13 protein-coding genes are annotated in these 17,503 nt (G+C 71.9%); 4 read left to right on the forward strand and 9 right to left on the reverse strand.

Annotated features, from left to right (window positions below; all coding sequences use genetic code 11):
* Position 1: 1 nt before the first annotated feature.
* From ACFV46_RS14100 to tkt, 7 genes are all read right to left on the reverse strand, one after another.
* A complete protein-coding gene (locus ACFV46_RS14100; protein WP_361924924.1) occupies positions 2 to 1,471 on the reverse strand; it encodes a membrane-associated oxidoreductase in 1,470 nt (489 codons plus the stop codon).
* A gap of 126 nt (positions 1,472 to 1,597) precedes the next feature.
* The gene (gene gnd / locus ACFV46_RS14105) at positions 1,598 to 2,473 is read right to left on the reverse strand and encodes a phosphogluconate dehydrogenase (NAD(+)-dependent, decarboxylating) (RefSeq protein ID WP_361924926.1); all 876 of its coding nucleotides are present in this window, start codon (positions 2,471 to 2,473) and stop codon (positions 1,598 to 1,600) included.
* A gap of 1 nt (position 2,474) precedes the next feature.
* A complete protein-coding gene (gene pgi / locus ACFV46_RS14110) occupies positions 2,475 to 4,193 on the reverse strand; it encodes a glucose-6-phosphate isomerase (RefSeq protein WP_385498329.1) in 1,719 nt (572 codons plus the stop codon).
* Complete coding sequence (gene opcA, locus ACFV46_RS14115; protein WP_361924930.1) at positions 4,186 to 5,121, reverse strand: glucose-6-phosphate dehydrogenase assembly protein OpcA; 936 nt, start codon at positions 5,119 to 5,121, stop codon at positions 4,186 to 4,188. The genes pgi and opcA overlap by 8 nt, the downstream gene beginning before the upstream one ends.
* Positions 5,118 to 6,647 carry a glucose-6-phosphate dehydrogenase gene (gene zwf, locus ACFV46_RS14120; RefSeq protein ID WP_361924932.1) on the reverse strand — a complete coding sequence of 510 codons (1,530 nt, stop codon included), beginning with the start codon at positions 6,645 to 6,647 and terminating at the stop codon, positions 5,118 to 5,120. The genes opcA and zwf overlap by 4 nt, the downstream gene beginning before the upstream one ends.
* Complete coding sequence (tal, locus tag ACFV46_RS14125; protein WP_385498330.1) at positions 6,644 to 7,789, reverse strand: transaldolase; 1,146 nt, start codon at positions 7,787 to 7,789, stop codon at positions 6,644 to 6,646. The genes zwf and tal overlap by 4 nt, the downstream gene beginning before the upstream one ends.
* Before the next feature lie 18 nt (positions 7,790 to 7,807).
* Entirely contained in the window at positions 7,808 to 9,883 is a 2,076-nt protein-coding gene (gene tkt / locus ACFV46_RS14130) for a transketolase (RefSeq protein WP_361925362.1), read from the reverse strand.
* A 176-nt stretch (positions 9,884 to 10,059) separates the two neighbouring features.
* Here tkt and ACFV46_RS14135 point away from each other — a divergent pair, with 176 nt between their 5' ends.
* The gene (locus ACFV46_RS14135) at positions 10,060 to 10,980 is read left to right on the forward strand and encodes an AraC family transcriptional regulator (RefSeq protein ID WP_385498331.1); all 921 of its coding nucleotides are present in this window, start codon (positions 10,060 to 10,062) and stop codon (positions 10,978 to 10,980) included.
* Positions 10,981 to 11,074: 94 nt separating this feature from the next.
* Positions 11,075 to 11,485 carry a GerW family sporulation protein gene (locus tag ACFV46_RS14140; protein WP_385498332.1) on the forward strand — a complete coding sequence of 137 codons (411 nt, stop codon included), beginning with the start codon at positions 11,075 to 11,077 and terminating at the stop codon, positions 11,483 to 11,485.
* Between the two features lie 65 nt (positions 11,486 to 11,550).
* Here ACFV46_RS14140 and ACFV46_RS14145 read toward each other — a convergent pair whose 3' ends face one another.
* Together ACFV46_RS14145 and ACFV46_RS14150 are read right to left on the reverse strand one after the other, a co-directional pair.
* On the reverse strand, positions 11,551 to 12,948 hold the full coding sequence (locus tag ACFV46_RS14145; protein WP_385498333.1) for a glycoside hydrolase family 16 protein: 1,398 nt from the start codon (positions 12,946 to 12,948) through the stop codon (positions 11,551 to 11,553).
* A 201-nt stretch (positions 12,949 to 13,149) separates the two neighbouring features.
* Positions 13,150 to 13,935 carry an IclR family transcriptional regulator gene (locus ACFV46_RS14150; protein ID WP_385498485.1) on the reverse strand — a complete coding sequence of 262 codons (786 nt, stop codon included), beginning with the start codon at positions 13,933 to 13,935 and terminating at the stop codon, positions 13,150 to 13,152.
* Between the two features lie 592 nt (positions 13,936 to 14,527).
* Between ACFV46_RS14150 and ACFV46_RS14155 the strand changes: the two genes are divergently transcribed.
* Positions 14,528 to 16,666 (forward strand): FxsB family cyclophane-forming radical SAM/SPASM peptide maturase, encoded by a 2,139-nt coding sequence (locus tag ACFV46_RS14155; RefSeq protein ID WP_385498335.1) that lies wholly within the window; start codon positions 14,528 to 14,530, stop codon positions 16,664 to 16,666.
* Positions 16,663 to 17,496, forward strand: coding sequence for an aminoglycoside N(3)-acetyltransferase (locus ACFV46_RS14160; RefSeq protein ID WP_385498336.1), 834 nt, complete (start codon positions 16,663 to 16,665; stop codon positions 17,494 to 17,496). The genes ACFV46_RS14155 and ACFV46_RS14160 overlap by 4 nt, the downstream gene beginning before the upstream one ends.
* The last annotated feature ends 7 nt before the right edge of the window (positions 17,497 to 17,503 follow it).

Genomic DNA, 17,503 nt, shown 5'->3' on the forward strand with positions numbered 1-17,503 from the left:
GCTACTGCCGGGAGACCGTCCGCGTCACGCCCGCGATGACCGTCGTGGCCAGGATCCAGCCGGTCAGCACCAGGACGTAGGCCAGGGCCTGCTGCCAGCCCCGCGGGGCGAACGCCGCCTCCTGGCCGAAGGAGATCACCGGCAGCAGCAGGTCCAGCGTGTAGAACACCGCGTCGAACGGCGGCGCCTCGTCCGCCTTCAGCGGGGGCGGCGCGTCCAGCGCGAAGGCCACCGAGCCGACCGCCAGCAGGGAGAGCAGCCAGCCCAGCGCCCGCATCGGCCGGAAACCGTAGCCGACGGCCGCGTCCTGGACGCGGCCCCACAGCCGGCCGTACCAGGGCAGGGTCGTGCGGTGGTGGCGCTGCTTGGCGAGCTGGACGAGCCGCGCGGCGTGGTCGTCGCCGGTGCGGCGGTACGCGGCCGTCAACTGCTCGTAGCCGTGCGGGTCGAAGGTGTCCTCGTCCCGTTCCAGCATGGGCAGCCGCCGCTCCGGCGGCTCGTGCGGGGTCAGCGACGTGTAGGTGAGGTCGAGGAGCCGGACCTGGTCGGGCAGCATCTCCGGTGCCAGGTCGAGGTGTTCGATCTGGGAGCGGCGCAGATTGAGCCGGCCCCGCATCCGCTCGCCCTTGCCCAGCCACACCTCGCCGATGACACAGCTGCTCGCGCGCAGGGCGGTGCCCCCGGGGTTGGACAGGCGGCTGTACAGCAGGTCGAGCCGGCCGGGTATGCGGGCGCCGCGCAGATCGATCCGGCCGTCCGTCGTCAGCCTGCGGCCGAGGACGTTGGCGCCGACCTCCAGTGCCTCGGCGTCCAGCACGAAGTCGCCGGGACTGCTCAGCCGCGCCTCCTCCAGCCGGAGCGATCCGCTGATCGAGGCCCCGTTGAGCCGGATCTCGCCCCGGGTGCGCAGCCGGCTCGCGCACAGGTCCTCGCCGACGGTGACCTGGTGGAGCTGGAGGACCGGGTCCTCGCGTCCGCCGCCCTCGGCCGTGATCTCGGCGTCCTCCAGATAGAGCGCGCCCGCGATCTGCGCCCCGCCGAGCCGTACGCGCCCACGGAAGCGGCAGCGCGTCAGCCGCAGTCCGCCGTCGACCCGGACGCGTGCGCCGGTCAGCCCGGGCAGGTGGGAGCCGGACAGGTTGAGGTACTTCAGCTGGGTGCCCGAGACGTCGAGGACCTCGTCGAAGGAGCAGTCGCTCAGCCGGATCACCCGGTCGACGGTGGCGTAGCGCAGATCCGTCACGCCGGTGATCCGGGCGCCCGCCACCTTCAGGGCCGCCACCTCGCCGCGCTCCTCGGGTCCGTCGAGCAGCAGGGCCCTGAGCACCTCGGCCCGCACGGTCCGCTCCGGTCCCCAGCCGGCGCCGTCCGCCGCGCTCTCGTCCGGCCTCCGCCGGAAGTCCACGGGCCGCCCCTTGGGGAAGGCCTCCCACACGGTGCGCTCGGCCGGTGTCAGCTCGTCGATCTCCATCAGCGGCGACTCTGACGCGGGCCTCCGCCGCTGTCAACTCACCGCCCCACCGCGGACGTTCCACACAGACGGCTCGGGCCGGGACGGCTGGTACGCCGTCCCGGCCCGAGGGCTGTGCACCCGACGCTACTTCGACTCGACCGCGTGCCCCCCGAACTGGTTGCGCAGCGCGGCGATCATCTTCATCTGCGGGGAGTCGTCCTGCCGGGACGCGAACCGCGCGAACAGGGAGGAGGTGATCGCGGGCAGCGGCACCGCGTTGTCGATGGCCGCCTCCACGGTCCAGCGGCCCTCACCGGAGTCCTGCGCGAAGCCCTTCAGCTTCTCCAGGTGCTCGTCCTCGTCCAGCGCGGCCACCGCGAGGTCCAGCAGCCAGGAGCGGATGACGGTGCCCTCCTGCCAGGAGCGGTAGACCTCACGGACGTTGTCCACCGAGTTCACCTTCTCCAGCAGCTCCCAGCCCTCGGCGTACGCCTGCATCATGGCGTACTCGATGCCGTTGTGGACCATCTTCGAGAAGTGCCCGGCGCCGACCTTGCCCGCGTGCACGAACCCGTACGGGCCCTCGGGCTTGAGCGCCTCGAAGATCGGCCGCAGCCGGTCGACGTGCTCCTTCTCGCCGCCCACCATCAGGGCGTAACCGTTCTGCAGACCCCACACGCCGCCGGAGACACCGGCGTCCACGAACCCGATGCCGTGCGCGCCGAGCTCCTTGGCGTGCTTCTCGTCGTCCGTCCAGCGGGAGTTGCCGCCGTCGACGACGGTGTCGTAGGGCTTGAGGAGGCTCCCCAGCTGGTCGATCACCGTCTGCGTCGCGTGCCCGGCCGGCACCATCACCCACACCGTGCGCGGCGCGTCGAGCCGGTCGACGAGGTCGGCCAGGCTGGACACGTCGGACACGTCGGGGTTGGTGTCGTAGCCGATGACGGTGTGGCCGGCGTTGCGCAGACGCTCGCGCATGTTGCCGCCCATCTTGCCGAGACCAACAAGGCCGATCTGCATGTCAGTTCACTTCCTCCTGGACGCCCTGCGCGTCCGACGCGGTCTTGAGTGAGCGGTACGCGGCCACGAGGGCGGCGGTGGACGGGTCGAGGCCGGGGACCTCGGCACCCTCGGTGAGGGCGGGCTCGACCCTCTTGGCGAGGACCTTGCCGAGCTCCACGCCCCACTGGTCGAAGGAGTCGATGTTCCACACGGCGCCCTGCACGAACACCTTGTGCTCGTAGAGGGCGACGAGCTGGCCGAGGACCGACGGGGTCAGCTCGGGGGCGAGGATCGTGGTCGTGGGGTGGTTGCCCTGGAAGGTGCGGTGCGGGACCTGCTCCTCGGGCACCCCCTCCGCGCGGACCTCGTCCGCCGTCTTGCCGAACGCGAGCGCCTGCCCCTGCGCGAACATGTTGGCCATCAACAGGTCGTGCTGGGCCTTGAGTTCGTCACTGAGCTCGGGGACGGGGCGGGCGAAGCCGATCAGGTCGGCCGGGATGAGCCGGGTGCCCTGGTGGATCAGCTGGTAGTAGGCGTGCTGCCCGTTGGTGCCGGGCGTGCCCCACACCACGGGGCCGGTCTCCCAGCCCACGACGTGCCCGTCCCGGTCGACGGACTTGCCGTTGGACTCCATGTCGAGCTGCTGCAGATACGCCGTGAACTTCGACAGGTAGTGCGAGTACGGCAGCACCGCGTGGGACTCGGAGTGGAAGAAGTTGCCGTACCAGATGCCCAGCAGGCCCAGGGTGAGAGGGGCGTTGGACTCGGCGGGCGCGGTGCGGAAGTGCTCGTCGACGGTGTGGAAGCCGTCGAGCATCTCCCGGAAGCGCTCCGGGCCGATCGCGATCATCAGGGACAGCCCGATCGCGGAGTCGTACGAGTAGCGGCCGCCGACCCAGTCCCAGAACTCGAACATGTTGTCCGGGTCGATCCCGAAGCCGGTGACCTTCTCGGCGTTCGTCGACAGCGCCACGAAGTGCTTGGCGACGGCCTTCTCTCCCCCACTCTCGGCTTCGCTCGAGCGGGAGGTACCCCCATCCCCGAGTCCGGCGAGCAGCCAGGAGCGGGCCGAGGTGGCGTTGGTGATCGTCTCGATCGTGGTGAACGTCTTCGACGCGACGATGAACAGCGTCTCGGCCGGGTCCAGGTCCCGGATCGCCTCGTGCAGGTCGGAGCCGTCGACGTTGGACACGAACCGGAAGGTCAACTCCCGTGCGGTGAACGGGCGCAGGGCCTCGTACGCCATGGCCGGCCCCAGGTCGGAGCCGCCGATGCCGATGTTGACGACGTTCCTGATCAGCTTGCCGGTGTGGCCGGTCCAGGCCCCGGAGCGGACCCGTCCGGCGAAGTCCGCCATCTTGTCGAGCACGGCGTGCACCTTCGGCACGACGTTCTCGCCGTCGACCTCGACGACCGCGTCCCGCGGGGCCCGCAGCGCGGTGTGCAGCACCGCGCGGTCCTCGGTGACGTTGATCCGTTCGCCGCGGAACATGGCGTCCCGCAGACCGGCCACATCGGTGGCGGCGGCCAGCTCGCGCAGCAGGGCGAGCGTCTCGTCGTTCACCAGGTGCTTGGAGTAGTCGATGCGCAGGTCGCCCACGCGCAGGACGTACCGCTCGGCGCGCGAGGGGTCCGCGGCGAACAGCTCCCGCAGGCTCGGCTGCTGGAAGGTGTCCGCGCGGTGGTCCTCCAGGGCCACCCACTCGGGGCGCCGGGTCAGCCGGGGGGTCTCAGACATGGGAGGGGGTCTCCTTGCCGGCCTCGCCCCGCAGGGCGATGGCGTACATCTCGTCGGCGTCGAGGCGCCGCAGCTCCTCGGCGATGAGTTCGGAGGTGGTGCGGACCTTCAGCGCCAGGGTGCGCGATGGCTGGTCCGGCAGGTGCAGGGTGGCCAGCGGGCCCTCGGGGCGGTCGATGACGATCTCGCCGTTCTCGGTGCCCAGGCGTACGCCCGTGACGACCGGGCCGGCGGTGACGACCCGCTCGGCGGTCACGTTCAGCCGGGCCTCCAGCCAGCGGGCCAGCAGCTCCGCGGCCGGATTGTCGGCCTCGGCCTCCACGACCGCGGACACGATCGGCACCCGCGCCTGGTCCAGCGCGGCGGCCAGCATGGAACGCCACGGCGTGAGCCGGGTCCAGGCCAGGTCCGTGTCGCCGGGCGCGTAGGAGCGGGCGCGGGCCTGCAGGTCGGCCAGCGGGCTCCCGGACGTGTACAGGTCGGTGATCCGGCGCTGGGCGAGCGCGCCCAGCGGGTCCTTCGCCGGGTTCTCCGGCGCGTCCACCGGCCACCACACCACCACCGGGGCGTCCGGCAGCAGCAGCGGCAGCACCACCGAGTCGGCGTGCTCGGACACCTCGCCGTACGTGCGCAGCACGACCGTCTCGCCGGTGCCCGCGTCGGCGCCCACCCGGACCTCGGCGTCGAGGTGGGAGCGGGTGCGGTCGCGCGGGGTGCGGGCGTGCCGCTTGATCACGACCAGAGTGCGCGAGGGGTGCTCGTGCGAGGCCTCCTCGGCCGCCTTGATGGAGTCGTAGGCGTTCTCCTCGTCCGTGACGATGACCATCGTCAGGACCATGCCCACGGCCGGGGTGCCGATCGCCCGGCGGCCCTGGACCAGCGCCTTGTTGATCTTGCTTGCCGTGGTGTCGGTCAGGTCGATCTTCATGGCCTGCGCCAGCTCCGTCCGTCTCGTGCGAGCATCTCGTCCGCCTCCTCGGGTCCCCAGCTCCCGGCCGCGTACCGCGCCGGCCTGCCGTGCGTCTCCCAGTACTCCTCGATCGGATCGAGGATCTTCCAGGACTCTTCCACTTCCTGGTGACGGGGGAACAGGTTGGCGTCCCCGAGGAGGACGTCCAGGATGAGCCGCTCGTACGCCTCGGGCGAGGACTCGGTGAAGGACTCGCCGTACGCGAAGTCCATCGTCACGTCCCGGATCTCCATGGAGGTGCCGGGCACCTTGGACCCAAAGCGGACCGTCACGCCCTCGTCCGGCTGGACGCGGATGACGATGGCGTTCTGCCCCAGCTCCTCGGTGGCCGTGGAGTCGAAGGGGGAGTGCGGGGCGCGCTGGAAGACGACCGCGATCTCCGTGACGCGCCGCCCCAGTCGCTTGCCGGTGCGCAGGTAGAACGGCACCCCCGCCCAGCGCCGGTTGTCGACGTTCAGCCGGATGGCCGCGTAGGTGTCGGTCCTGGAGGCCGGGTCGATGCCGTCCTCCTCGAGGTAACCGCGCACCTTCGCGCCGCCCTGCCAGGCCGCCGCGTACTGACCGCGCACGGTGTGCAGGCCCAGGTCCTCGGGCAGCTTGACCGACTTGAGGACCTTCAGCTTCTCGGTGAGCAGCGACGCGGCGTCGAACGCGGCGGGTTCCTCCATCGCGGTGAGCGCCATCAGCTGCAGCAGGTGGTTCTGGATGACGTCCCGGGCCGATCCGATGCCGTCGTAGTACCCCGCGCGGCCGCCGATGCCGATGTCCTCGGCCATCGTGATCTGCACGTGGTCGACGTACGAGCGGTTCCAGATCGGTTCGAACATCTGGTTGGCGAAGCGGAGCGCCAGGATGTTCTGGACGGTCTCCTTGCCCAGGTAGTGGTCGATCCGGAAGACCTGCTCCGGGTCGAACACGTCGTGCACGATCGCGTTCAGCTCCCGGGCGCTCGCCAGATCGCGTCCGAACGGCTTTTCGATGACCGCGCGCCGCCACGACCCCTCCGGGGCGTCCGCCAGGCCGTGCCGCTTCAGCTGCTGCACGACCTTCGGGAAGAACTTCGGCGGCACGGACAGGTAGAAGGCGTAGTTCCCGCTGGTCCCGCGCGCCGCGTCCAGTTCGTGGACGGTGTCCCGCAGCTGCTTGAAGGCGGTGTCGTCGTCGAAGTCACCCGGGATGAACCGCATGCCCTCGGCGAGCTGCTGCCAGACCTCCTCGCGGAAGTCGGTCCGGGCGTGCTCGCGCACCGAGTCGTGCACGACCTGCGCGAAGTCCTGGTCCTCCCAGTCCCGCCGGGCGAACCCGACCAGGGAGAAGCCCGGCGGCAGCAGGCCGCGGTTGGCGAGGTCGTACACGGCCGGCATCAGCTTCTTGCGGGACAGGTCGCCGGTGACCCCGAAGATGACGAGCCCGGACGGGCCCGCGATCCGGGGGAGGCGGCGATCGCGGGGATCGCGAAGCGGGTTGTCCCAGTCGGAGGTCATTCTGCGTCAGCTCCCTTGCTGCCCAGCGACTTCTTCACGGCGTCCAACAGGTCCTGCCACGCCGCCTCGAACTTGGCGACGCCCTCGTCCTCCAACCGGGTGACGACGTCGTCGTACGAGACCCCGAGGGCCTCCACCGCGGCCAGATCGGCCCGGGCCCGCTCGTAGCCGCCGGTCACCGTGTCCCCGGTGATCTCCCCGTGGTCGGCGGTGGCGTCGAGCGTGGCCTCGGGCATCGTGTTCACGGTGCCCGGCGCGACCAGCTGGTCCACGTACAGAGTGTCCTTGTAGGAGGGATCCTTAACGCCCGTGGACGCCCACAGCGGGCGCTGCCGGTTCGCGCCGGCGGTCTCGAGGGCCGTCCAGCGCTCCGAGGCGAACACCTGCTCGTACGCCGCGTAGGCGAGCCGCGCGTTGGCGAGCGCCGCCCGGCCCTTCAGCGCGAGGGCCTCCTCCGTGCCGATCTCCGTGAGCCGCTTGTCGATGTCGGCGTCGACGCGGGAGACGAAGAACGACGCCACCGAGTGCACGGCGGACAGGTCCAGGCCCTTGGCGGCGGCCTTCTCCAGACCGGCCAGGTAGGCGTCCATGACCTCGCGGTAGCGCTCCAGCGAGAAGATCAGGGTGACGTTGACGCTGATGCCCGCCCCGACGACCTCGGTGATGGCCGGCAGCCCGGCCTTCGTCGCCGGGATCTTGATCATCACGTTCGGGCGGTCGACCAGCCAGGCCAGCTGCTTGGCCTCGGCGACGGTGGCCGCCGTCTCGTGCGCGAGCCGCGGGTCGACCTCGATGGAGACCCGGCCGTCCCGGCCGCCGGTGGCGTCGTACACGGGCCGCAGCACGTCCGCGGCGGCCCGCACGTCGGCGGTGGTCATCATCCGTACGGCCTCGTCGACCGTGACGCCGCGGACCGCGAGGTCGGCCAGCTGCTCCTCGTACCCCTCACCGGAGCCGATCGCGGCCTGGAAGATGGACGGGTTGGTGGTGACGCCCACGACGTTCTTCTCCGCGACGAGCGCGGCGAGGTTGCCGGACTCGATGCGGCGGCGTGACAGGTCGTCAAGCCAGATGGAGACGCCCTCGTCGGACAGGCGCTTGAGGTTACAGGCGGCGGTTGCTTCGGTGGTCACTGCGATCATCTTCTTTCTGCGTGTGGATCAACCGCGGGCGGCGGCGAGGGATTCCCGGGCGGCGGCGGCCACGCGCTCGGGGGTGAAGCCGTACTCGGCGAACAGGGTCCCGGCGTCGGCGGAGGCGCCGAAGTGCTCCAGGGAGACGATGCGGCCGGCGTCCCCGACGAACCGGTACCAGGTCAGGCCGATCCCGGCCTCGACGGCGACCCGCGCCTTGACGGCCGGCGGCAGCACGCTGTCGCGGTACTCGCGCGGCTGCTGCTCGAACCACTCCACGGACGGCATCGACACCACGCGGGTGCCGACCCCCTCCGCCTCCAGCAGGTCCCGCGCGGCGACGGCGAGCTGCACCTCGGAGCCGGTGGCGACGAGGACCACCTCGGGCGTCCCGGTGGAGGCGTCCCGCAGGACGTAACCGCCCTTGGCGGCATCCTCGTTGGGCGCGTACGTCGGCACGCCCTGGCGGGTCAGCGCGAGGCCGTGCGGTGCCGGGTCGGTGGAGTGGCGGCGCAGGATCTCCGCCCACACGACCGAGGTCTCGTTGGCGTCGGCCGGACGGACCACGTTCAGGCCCGGGATGGCGCGCAGCGCGGCCAGGTGCTCGACCGGCTGGTGGGTCGGGCCGTCCTCGCCGAGGCCGATGGAGTCGTGCGTCCACACGTACGTCACCGGCAGCTGCATCAGCGCGGACATCCGTACGGCGTTGCGCATGTAGTCGGAGAACACCAGGAACGTACCGCCGTAGACACGGGTGTTGCCGTGCAGCGCGATGCCGTTCATCTCCGCGGCCATCGAGAACTCGCGGATGCCGAAGTGGACGGTGCGGCCGTACGGGTCCGCCTCCGGCAGCGGGTTGCCCACCGGCAGGAACGAACTGGTGCTGTCGATGGTCGTGTTGTTGGAGCCGGCGAGGTCGGCCGAGCCGCCCCACAGCTCGGGCAGGACCGGGCCGAGCGCCTGCAGCACCTTGCCGGACGCGGCCCGGGTGGCCACGGCCCTGCCCTCCTCGAACACCGGGAGCGCGTCCTCCCAGCCCTCGGGCAGCCGGCCGGAGACGATCCGGTCGAACAGGGCGGCGCGCTCCGGCGACGCGGTGCGCCAGGCGCCGATCCGCTTGTCCCAGGCGGCGTGCTCCTCCGCGCCCCGGTCCAGGGCCCGTCGGGTGTGCGCGAGGACGTCGTCGGCGACCTCGAAGGACTTCTCGGGGTCGAAGCCGAGGACGCGCTTGGTGGCGGCGATCTCCTCGGCGCCGAGCGCGGAGCCGTGGGACGCCTCGGTGTTCTGGGCGTTGGGGGCGGGCCAGGCGATGATCGTGCGCATGGCGATGATCGAGGGGCGGCCCGTCTCGGCCTGCGCCGCCTTCAGGGCCCCGTACAGGGCGGCCACGTCGATGTCGCCGTTCGCGGCGGGCTCGATGCGCTGCACGTGCCAGCCGTACGCCTCGTAGCGCTTGAGGACGTCCTCGGAGAAGGCGGTCGCGGTGTCGCCCTCGATGGAGATGTGGTTGTCGTCGTACAGGAAGACCAGGTTGCCGAGCCGCTGGTGGCCGGCGAGCGACGACGCCTCGGCGGACACGCCCTCCTGGAGGTCGCCGTCGGAGACGATCGCCCAGATCATGTGGTCGAACGGGGACTCGCCCTCGGGCGCCTCCGGGTCGAACAGGCCGCGCTCGTACCGGGCGGCCATGGCCATGCCGACGGCGTTGGCGACCCCCTGGCCGAGCGGACCGGTCGTCGTCTCCACGCCCGCCGTGTGCCCGTATTCGGGGTGACCCGGAGTCTTCGACCCGTGCGTACGGAACGACTTGAGGTCGTCGAGGCTCAGCTCGTACCCGGCGAGGAACAGCTGGGTGTAGAGGGTCAGCGAGGTGTGGCCGGGGGAGAGGACGAAGCGGTCCCGGCCCGTCCACTCCGGGTCGGCCGGGTCGTGGCGCATCACCTTCTGGAAGAGCGTGTAGGCGGCCGGGGCCAGGCTCATCGCCGTGCCCGGGTGCCCGTTGCCGACCTTCTGCACGGCGTCCGCCGCCAGCAGACGCGCCGTGTCGACGGCACGCCGGTCGAGTTCGGTCCATTCGAAGCTGTCCGGTGTCTGCGTGCTCATCTTCAAGAAGTCCTCGATCGCGGTGAAGTAGCTGGTCAACGCGTTCAAAACTAAAAGTCTGACTTTTCGCTGGGAAGGTCGGCGTGTGTCACGCTGTGGTGAAAGTGGGACACCGCGCGGGACGCGGCGCACGGCTGAGCGGCAGCCCCGCACGACTGAGACGGCATGAGACGGACATGGTGGACACAACGGCCGAAGGCGGACCAGGCCCCGGAAGACCGGCCCCGGGCGGCGACGGCGACGCGATCCGCACCTTCCCCTTCCCGGTGGACCTGAGCGTCCTCGGCGTCGGCATGCGCGTCGGCCCCATGGGCCCCGGCCGCACCTGGCACTCCGAAGCCCCCCTCGGCCGGGTGCACCGCATCGACTTCCACATCGTGATGCTCTTCGACGACGGCCCCGTCCGGCACATGGTCGACTTCACCGAGTACGAGGCACACGCCGGCGACCTGCTGTGGATCCGCCCCGGCCAGGTCCACCGGTTCGCGGCCGACGCCGACTACCGCGGCACCGTCCTCACCATGCAGCCCGGCTTCCTGCCCCGCGCCACCGTCGAGGCCACCGGCCTGTACCGCTACGACCTGCCGCCCCTGCTGCGCCCCGACGAGGCCCAGCTGGCCGCCCTGCGCGCGGCCCTCGCCCAGCTGCGGCGCGAGTACGAGGACTCCACGACCCTGCCGCTCAGCCTGCACACCGCCGTCCTGCGCCACTCGCTGACCGCGCTCCTGCTGCGCCTGGCCCACCTCGCCGTCAGCTCGGCCGCCACGCCCCGTCAGGGCGACACCACGTTCACCCTCTTCCGGGACGCCGTGGAACGCGGCTTCGCCACCAACCACAGCGTGAGCGCCTACGCCGACCAGCTCGGCTACTCCCGCCGCACCCTCGTGCGCGCGGTCCGCGCCGCGACCGGTCAGACCCCGAAGGGCTTCATCGACCGGCGTGTGGTCCTGGAGGCGAAACGGCTCCTGGCCCACACGGACATGCCGATCGGCCGGATCGGCGCGGCCGTCGGCTTCACGGACGCCGCCAACTTCTCCAAGTACTTCCAGCAGCACACCGACACGACACCGGCGGCGTTCCGCGCGGAACTCCGGTAGGCGGACGGCTCCGTACTCGTCCCAGGGGGTGGTCGCGCCCGTCCGACCGGCGGGCCGGGTTGACGCGGCCGTCCCACGCGCCTACGAGTCCTGCATGAGCGACCCTCACGCGACCCCGCCGGAACCGGCCCCCGACCCCGCCGCCCACGCCACCGTCCGCCTCCTGGAACACCTCGCCGAGAAGCTGGGCGGCCGGGCGTCGGTCACCGCCGTCTACGGCGAGCCCGTCACCGCCGACGGCGTCACCGTCGTCCCCGTCGCCCGGGTCGCCTTCGGCCTCGGCGGCGGGACGGGACGCACGGTGGAGGGGGCCAGGACGAACGACGGCGGAGGCGGCGGGGGAGGAGTGGAGGCCCGCCCGCTCGGCTACATCGAGATCCGTGACGGCGTCACCACGTACAGACCCATCCGCGGCACCTGGGGGAAGGCGGCTCCCCTGGCCGGCCTGGTGCTGGGCGCCGCCCTCCCCAGGGCGTTCAGGGCCCTGCGGCGACGACGCCCCTGAACGCGCGCGCCGCCGCCCCGGAGGCCGGACGGGACCTCGGCGGGGCGGCGGCGCCCACCCGTGCGTCAGTGCCCGAAGTCGAACCAGTTCACGTTCACGAAGTCGGCGGGCTGGCCGCTGGTGAAGGTGAGATAGACGTCGTGCGTGCCGGTCACCGCACTGATGTTCGCGGGGATCGTCCGCCATGACTGCCAGCCGCCGGTGTTGCCCACAGCGAAACTGCCGATCGGCGCGTTGCCGCGGTTGTCCAGCCGCACCTCCACCAGACCGCTGACCCCGCTCGCCGCGCCGCTCGCCACCCGCGCGACGAACTGCCGTGCCGCCGACGACCCGAAGTTGACGCCTCGGTAGAGCGCCCAGTCCCCGTTGGCGAGGGCCCCGATGTTCTGCCCGCCGCCCGTGTCCGACGTCGACTCGGTGTAGACACCGCTCTGGCCGTCGAACGACTCGGCCTGGATGGCGCTGTAGGCGTCACGGTTGCCCGTCGGCGGCGGGGTCGTGCCGCCCCCGCCGGACGACAGCACCTGGACGTAGTCCACGAGCATGGAGTGTCCCGGCTGCGTCCCGCCGTCGGGGCCACCGCCGAAGGCGTCCGGGAAGCCGCCGCCCATGGCCACGTTGAGGATGATGAAGTACCCGTGGTTCGTGGCGTTGGCCCAGGTCGTCGCGTCGACCTGATTGGCGCGCACGGTGTGGTAGTTGACGCCGTCCAGGTAGAAGCGGATCTCCTCCACGCCGGTCGAGCGGTCCCACTCCAGCCGGTAGGTGTGGAAGCCCGCCTGGCAGGTCGTGCCGGAACAGGTGGTGTTGCCGCCGATCCCGCTGTTCTCGTTGCACGGGCCGCCCGGCGCGGTGCCGCAGTGCATGGTGGCGAACACCGTGTTCATGCCCTGGGTGTTCTCCATGATGTCCAGCTCGCCGACGCCGGGCCAGTTCCAGTAGTTGCCCCGGTAGGGCGCGCCCAGCATCCAGAACGCCGGCCAGTACCCCTTGGCGGCGGCCCCGGTCACGTTCGGCACCTGGATGCGGGCCTCCACGCGGAGCTTGCCGCCCGCCGGGGGCTGGAAGTCGGTGCGGTTGGTCTCGATACGGCCCGACGTCCAGTTGCCGGCCCCGTCCCGGCGGGGCGTGATGCGCAGATTGCCGCTGCCGTCGAGGGAGACGTTGTCGGTGCTGCTCGTCATCGTCTCGATCTCGCCGGTGCCCCAGTTGCCGGGGCCGCCGGGGTAGCCCTTGCCGGTGTCATAGCGCCAGTTCGAGGTGTTCACGCCGGTGCCCGCGGGGCCGGTGAAGTCGTCGAGGAAGACCTGGGTCCAGCCCGACGGGGGCGTGGGCGCGGAGGCGCTGGCGGACGGGACGACGACACCGGCGGCGGCCGCCGCCAGACCGAGGGTGCCGAGCACGGCGACGAACACGCGCCGGACGGAGCGGCGTCTTGGGGGCATGCCGGAGAGTTCGCTCATGGGGGTGCCTCTCGGGATACGGAGTGGGGAGGTGGGGGGCTGTGCGAGGGGTGACTGAGAGCGCTCTCAAACCGAGGTCAATGTGCTCCCCGGTGTGCCGATCGTCAAGAGGTGAAACAGATAAATCCCGTGCGCCACAAGAAGGTTCACCGGGTGAAGCGCGCGGCCCACCGGTCGTGGGGCCGTTCGCCTCCGAGAGCCCTACGCGTGAGGCCCCGGCCGCCACCCCAGCCCCCGGGAGATCCCCCGTGCCGCGAGCCGTACGGCGGGGGCCAGGGACGGGATCCGGGCGTCGGCGTAGGGCACGACGACCGACACGGCGGCGGCGACCGTGCCCGCCGCGTCACGGACGGGGGCGGCCACGGACAGCGCGTCCTCGGTGACCTGCCGGCTGCTCACCGCCACCCCGGTGCGCCGTACCTCGGCCAGCATGCGGCGCAACCGGGCCGCGTCCGTCACCGTGTACGGCGTGAACGAGGCGAGCGCCCCGGCGCAGTATTCCTCCTGCTCCTCCACCCCGCAGTGCGCGAGCAGCGCGAGCCCGACCCCGGTGGCGTGCAGCGGCCAGCGCGCGCCCACCCGGATGTGCACCCCGACCGCCGAACGCCCCGACAGCCACTCGATGTAGACGACCTCGGTCCCGTCCCTCACCGCCAACTGCACGTTCTCGTGCGTCGCTTCGTACAGGTCCTCCAGATACGGCAGCGCGATCTGCCGCAGCGCGGGGCCGCGCGGGGCGAGCGCCGCGAGCTCCCACAGCCGCAGCCCGACGTGGTAGAGCCCGCGCTCGTCCCGCTCCAGCGCACCCCACTCCCTGAGCACCCCCACCAGCCGATGCGCGGTACTCAGACTCAGCCCGGCCCGCCGCCCGATGTCCGTGAGACTCAGCGCGGAATGCTCCAGGTCGAACGCCCCGAGGACGGAGAGGAGCCGGCCGGGGGCCGAGCGGGGGGTGCCGGGGGGTGGGGAGGCGGGCGGGGTGACGATGACGGGCTCCCTCCCGGGCGGGCCACGGAACGACGCGGCACACCGGTCGGTGGATCAACTGCCGCCGGAACGATGCCCCTTGACTGACTGTCCCAAAACCCGGCCCACGGACCCGCGCCGCCGCTAAGCTGGCAGCGGGTGAAGACGGTTCCGGGCGGAGGACGATCGACGGGAAGGCGCGATCGAGACCGGGGGCCGAGCGGGCGACGAGGGTCACAGGTCCGTGCGCTTCAACAGCTGGGGCACTCGATTACCCCGAAACGGTACCGATATCCCTCCAACGGAGGCATGATTTTCGGATCGGCGGGTACATATGCGCCCGCCGCTGTACCGTGCAGACAGAGTGCCCCGACACTCACTTCACCCTACCCTTCTGATCAGGGAATACCGTGACCACTCGCACCAGAGCCACTGTCGGCAGCGAGCCGCGGCCATCGGCCGCCGACGCTCGGACCACCGCGCCGCATCTCGACGCTCCGCACGACCCGAGGAGCGTCCGCGGCGTACGTCGAGCACGCGCGGCCACGCCGGCACGCAAGGGGTCAGGGGTCACCTTCCAGTCGTCCATCTGAGGACAACCACCCATACCGTCATGACCGGTCCGACCGTCCCGCTGGGGCAGCTCGTACTGAAAGTGCACAGCAGATGCGACCTCGCCTGCCGGCACTGCTACATCTACGAGCACGCAGACCAGAGCTGGAGCTCCCGGCCCAAGGTGATCTCACCGGAGACGATCTCCTGGACCGCCCTCCGGCTGGCCGAGCATGCCAAGAAGCACCGACTCGCCTCCGTCCAGGTCATCCTGCACGGGGGCGAGCCGCTGCTCGCGGGCCCCGCCCGCTTACGGGCCGTCTGTGAGGCACTGACCGGCGCACTCGACGGGATCTGCGACCTCGACCTGCGCATCCACACCAACGCCGTCCAGCTGAACCGGCGCCACCTCGAGCTGTTCCTGGAGTACGGCGTCCGGGTCGGCGTCTCCCTCGACGGCGACCGCGCCGCCAACGACCGCCACCGGCTCTACGCCGACGGACGCAGCAGCCACGACAAGGTCCTGCGGGCGCTCGCCCTGCTCGACCAGGACCGGTACCGCCACCTCTACGCCGGCATCCTGTGCACCGTCGACGTCCGCAACGACCCCGGCGCCGTGTACGACGCGCTCGCCGCCCTGCGCCCCCCGCGCATCGACTTCCTCCTGCCCCACGCGACCTGGGACGAGCCGCCCCCACGCCCCGGCGGCGAGGGCACCACCCCGTACGCCGACTGGCTGCTCACCGTGCATGAGCGGTGGACCCGGGCCGGCAGACCGATGCCGGTGCGGCTGTTCGACTCGGTGGTCAGCACCCTCGGCGGCGGACCCGGCCTCACCGAGGCGATGGGGCTGGACGCCGCCGACGTCGTCGTGGTCGAGACCGACGGCACCTACGAACAGGCCGACTCGCTCAAGACCGCCTACGACGGAGCGCCGGCCACCGGCAAGGACGTCTTCCGGCACACCCTCGACGAGGTGGCCCTCCACCCGGGCATCAGCGCCCGGCAGCACGGTCTGGACGACCTGTCCGCACAGTGCAGGGAGTGCCCCGTGGTGCGCTCCTGCGGCGGCGGCCTGTTCGCCCACCGCTACCGGTCCGACGGCACAGGCTTCCAGAACCCGTCCGTGTTCTGCGCCGATCTCGAACAGCTGATCCGGACGATCGACGCGCGCACCGGCGCCGGCGCGACCCGCCCGATCGACGGCTTCGACGCCCTCGCCGACAGCAGTGACGACGCCGCCGGCGTACGGGAGTTGGACCGGGCACGACGGGACGTCACCCGGAGCCTGCTCACCGCCGTCCACGAGGAGATCGGTGCCGACGCCGGCCCCCTCTGGACGGAGCCCTGGCGGCTCGCCGTCGACCTGGGGCGGCGGGACGGTGCGGTGACCGAGGCGCTGCTGTCCCACCCGTACACCCGCGGCTGGGCCGTGCGCTGCCTCGCCGGGGATGCGTCGCCCGCCTACCTGGCCTCCCTCGTCGCGGCCGCGAGCCTGACCGCCCGGCCCGCCGAGGCCGTCCGGGTGCCCGTCCACGACGGCGTGGCGCACCTCCCCGGCCTCGGCACCCTCACTACTCAACGCGAGGTTCAGAGCGTCGAGTTGACAAGCGCGGACCTGGCCGGACCCGGTTGGGAGCCGCTGCGGCGCATCCGCGCCGACGGGCTGGACGTGGCCCTGGACGACACCGACCCTCATCGTGACTGCTACGGCATCCCCGTCGAGGGCCCGCTCACCGATCCGCGGACCGAGGAGTCGTGGCGCCATGTGCTGCCGCAGGCCTGGGCGTTGATCCGCAAGGCCCTGCCGATGGTCGCCGCCGGCATCGAGCGGAGCGTGCGCGTGATCACCCCGCTCGCCGTCCCGCACGACCCGGAACGCTACGTGCCCGGCGGTGGCATCGGTGCCCTCGGCGTCCATCTGCACCCCGGCCCGGAGGCGGTGGCCGTCGAGATCGTGCGCGGCTTCCGGCTCGGTGTGCTGGACGCCCTCCTCGACGTGTGCGACCTCTACGACGAGACGGACACCCGCACCGGCGAGCTGCTCGGCGACACCTTCGCGCGCGCCGCCACCGACGTGCTGCGGGACGACGCGGAGCAGGCAGGCCGCACCCGGCACCAGTGGGAGCTGCTGGCACGGGCGGGTTCACTCACACCGCTCGGCCGACGGTTCGTCGACGGGGTCGGGCGCGGCCTGTGACCGCCTCCTCGCTCGCCAGGGATCTGGTGGACCTGGGCCTGCGGCCCGGGACCACCGTCCTGGCCCACGCCTCCCTGCGCAGGGTGGGCGCGGCGGACGAGGACCTGCTGACCGCGCTGCTGGACGTCCTCGGCCCCCGAGGCACCCTCGTCGTACCGGCGTTCACCGCCGGCAACTCCGACTCCTCCCCGGCGTACCGGGACCGCGTGCGCGGACTGAACGCCGATCAGATCCGGTCGCTCCGGTCACGGATGCCTCCGTTCGACCCCGCGAGCACTCCGTCCGAGGGCGTCGGGCGGCTCGCCGAGGCCGTGCGGCGGTCCGGGGGAGCGGTGCGCAGCACGCACCCGCAGACCTCGTTCGCCGCCCTGGGCGCGCGGGCCCGGGAACTGCTCGCCGGGCACGCGGAGGACTGCCACCTGGGCGAGCGCTCGCCGCTGCGGAGCCTGTACGAGGCGGGCGCCCACGTGCTGCTCCTCGGGGTCGGCTTCGAGGTGTGCAGCGCCTTCCACCTCGCCGAGTACCGCGTCCCCGACCCGCCCCGCCGGACGTACCGCTGTGTGGTCCTGCGCGACGGTGCACGCCGCTGGATCGCCTACGAGGACGTCGCTCTGGACGACGGCGACTTCGGGGTGCTCGGCGCCGACTTCGAGAAGGGCGACGCGGCCCGGCCCGATCCCGTGGTGCGCGGCGGCCGTGTCGGCGAGTCCCACGCCCGGCTGTTCCCGCTCGCACCGGCCGTCGACTTCGCCGCCGTCTGGCTGGCCGGAAATCGATCCCGTCGCGTTCCCACGGACCCGTCACAAAACGGCGCGGTGTTCCTACACTGAGTGTCCA

It is taken from the genome of Streptomyces sp. NPDC059852 (assembly GCF_042731455.1).
GTDB lineage: Bacteria > Actinomycetota > Actinomycetes > Streptomycetales > Streptomycetaceae > Streptomyces.

What these genes read in the sequence shown, in the direction of transcription:
- ACFV46_RS14145 (WP_385498333.1), bottom strand. Translation starts at nt 12,948, where the DNA reads ATGAGCGAACTCTCCGGCATGCCCCCAAGACGCCGCTCCGTCCGGCGC.
- ACFV46_RS14140 (WP_385498332.1), top strand. Translation starts at nt 11,075, where the DNA reads ATGAGCGACCCTCACGCGACCCCGCCGGAACCGGCCCCCGACCCCGCC.
- pgi (WP_385498329.1), bottom strand. Translation starts at nt 4,193, where the DNA reads ATGTCTGAGACCCCCCGGCTGACCCGGCGCCCCGAGTGGGTGGCCCTG.
- ACFV46_RS14100 (WP_361924924.1), bottom strand. Translation starts at nt 1,471, where the DNA reads ATGGAGATCGACGAGCTGACACCGGCCGAGCGCACCGTGTGGGAGGCC.
- tal (WP_385498330.1), bottom strand. Translation starts at nt 7,789, where the DNA reads ATGATCGCAGTGACCACCGAAGCAACCGCCGCCTGTAACCTCAAGCGC.
- gnd (WP_361924926.1), bottom strand. Translation starts at nt 2,473, where the DNA reads ATGCAGATCGGCCTTGTTGGTCTCGGCAAGATGGGCGGCAACATGCGC.
- ACFV46_RS14135 (WP_385498331.1), top strand. Translation starts at nt 10,060, where the DNA reads ATGGTGGACACAACGGCCGAAGGCGGACCAGGCCCCGGAAGACCGGCC.
- zwf (WP_361924932.1), bottom strand. Translation starts at nt 6,647, where the DNA reads ATGACCTCCGACTGGGACAACCCGCTTCGCGATCCCCGCGATCGCCGC.
- tkt (WP_361925362.1), bottom strand. Translation starts at nt 9,883, where the DNA reads ATGAGCACGCAGACACCGGACAGCTTCGAATGGACCGAACTCGACCGG.
- opcA (WP_361924930.1), bottom strand. Translation starts at nt 5,121, where the DNA reads ATGAAGATCGACCTGACCGACACCACGGCAAGCAAGATCAACAAGGCG.
- ACFV46_RS14155 (WP_385498335.1), top strand. Translation starts at nt 14,528, where the DNA reads ATGACCGGTCCGACCGTCCCGCTGGGGCAGCTCGTACTGAAAGTGCAC.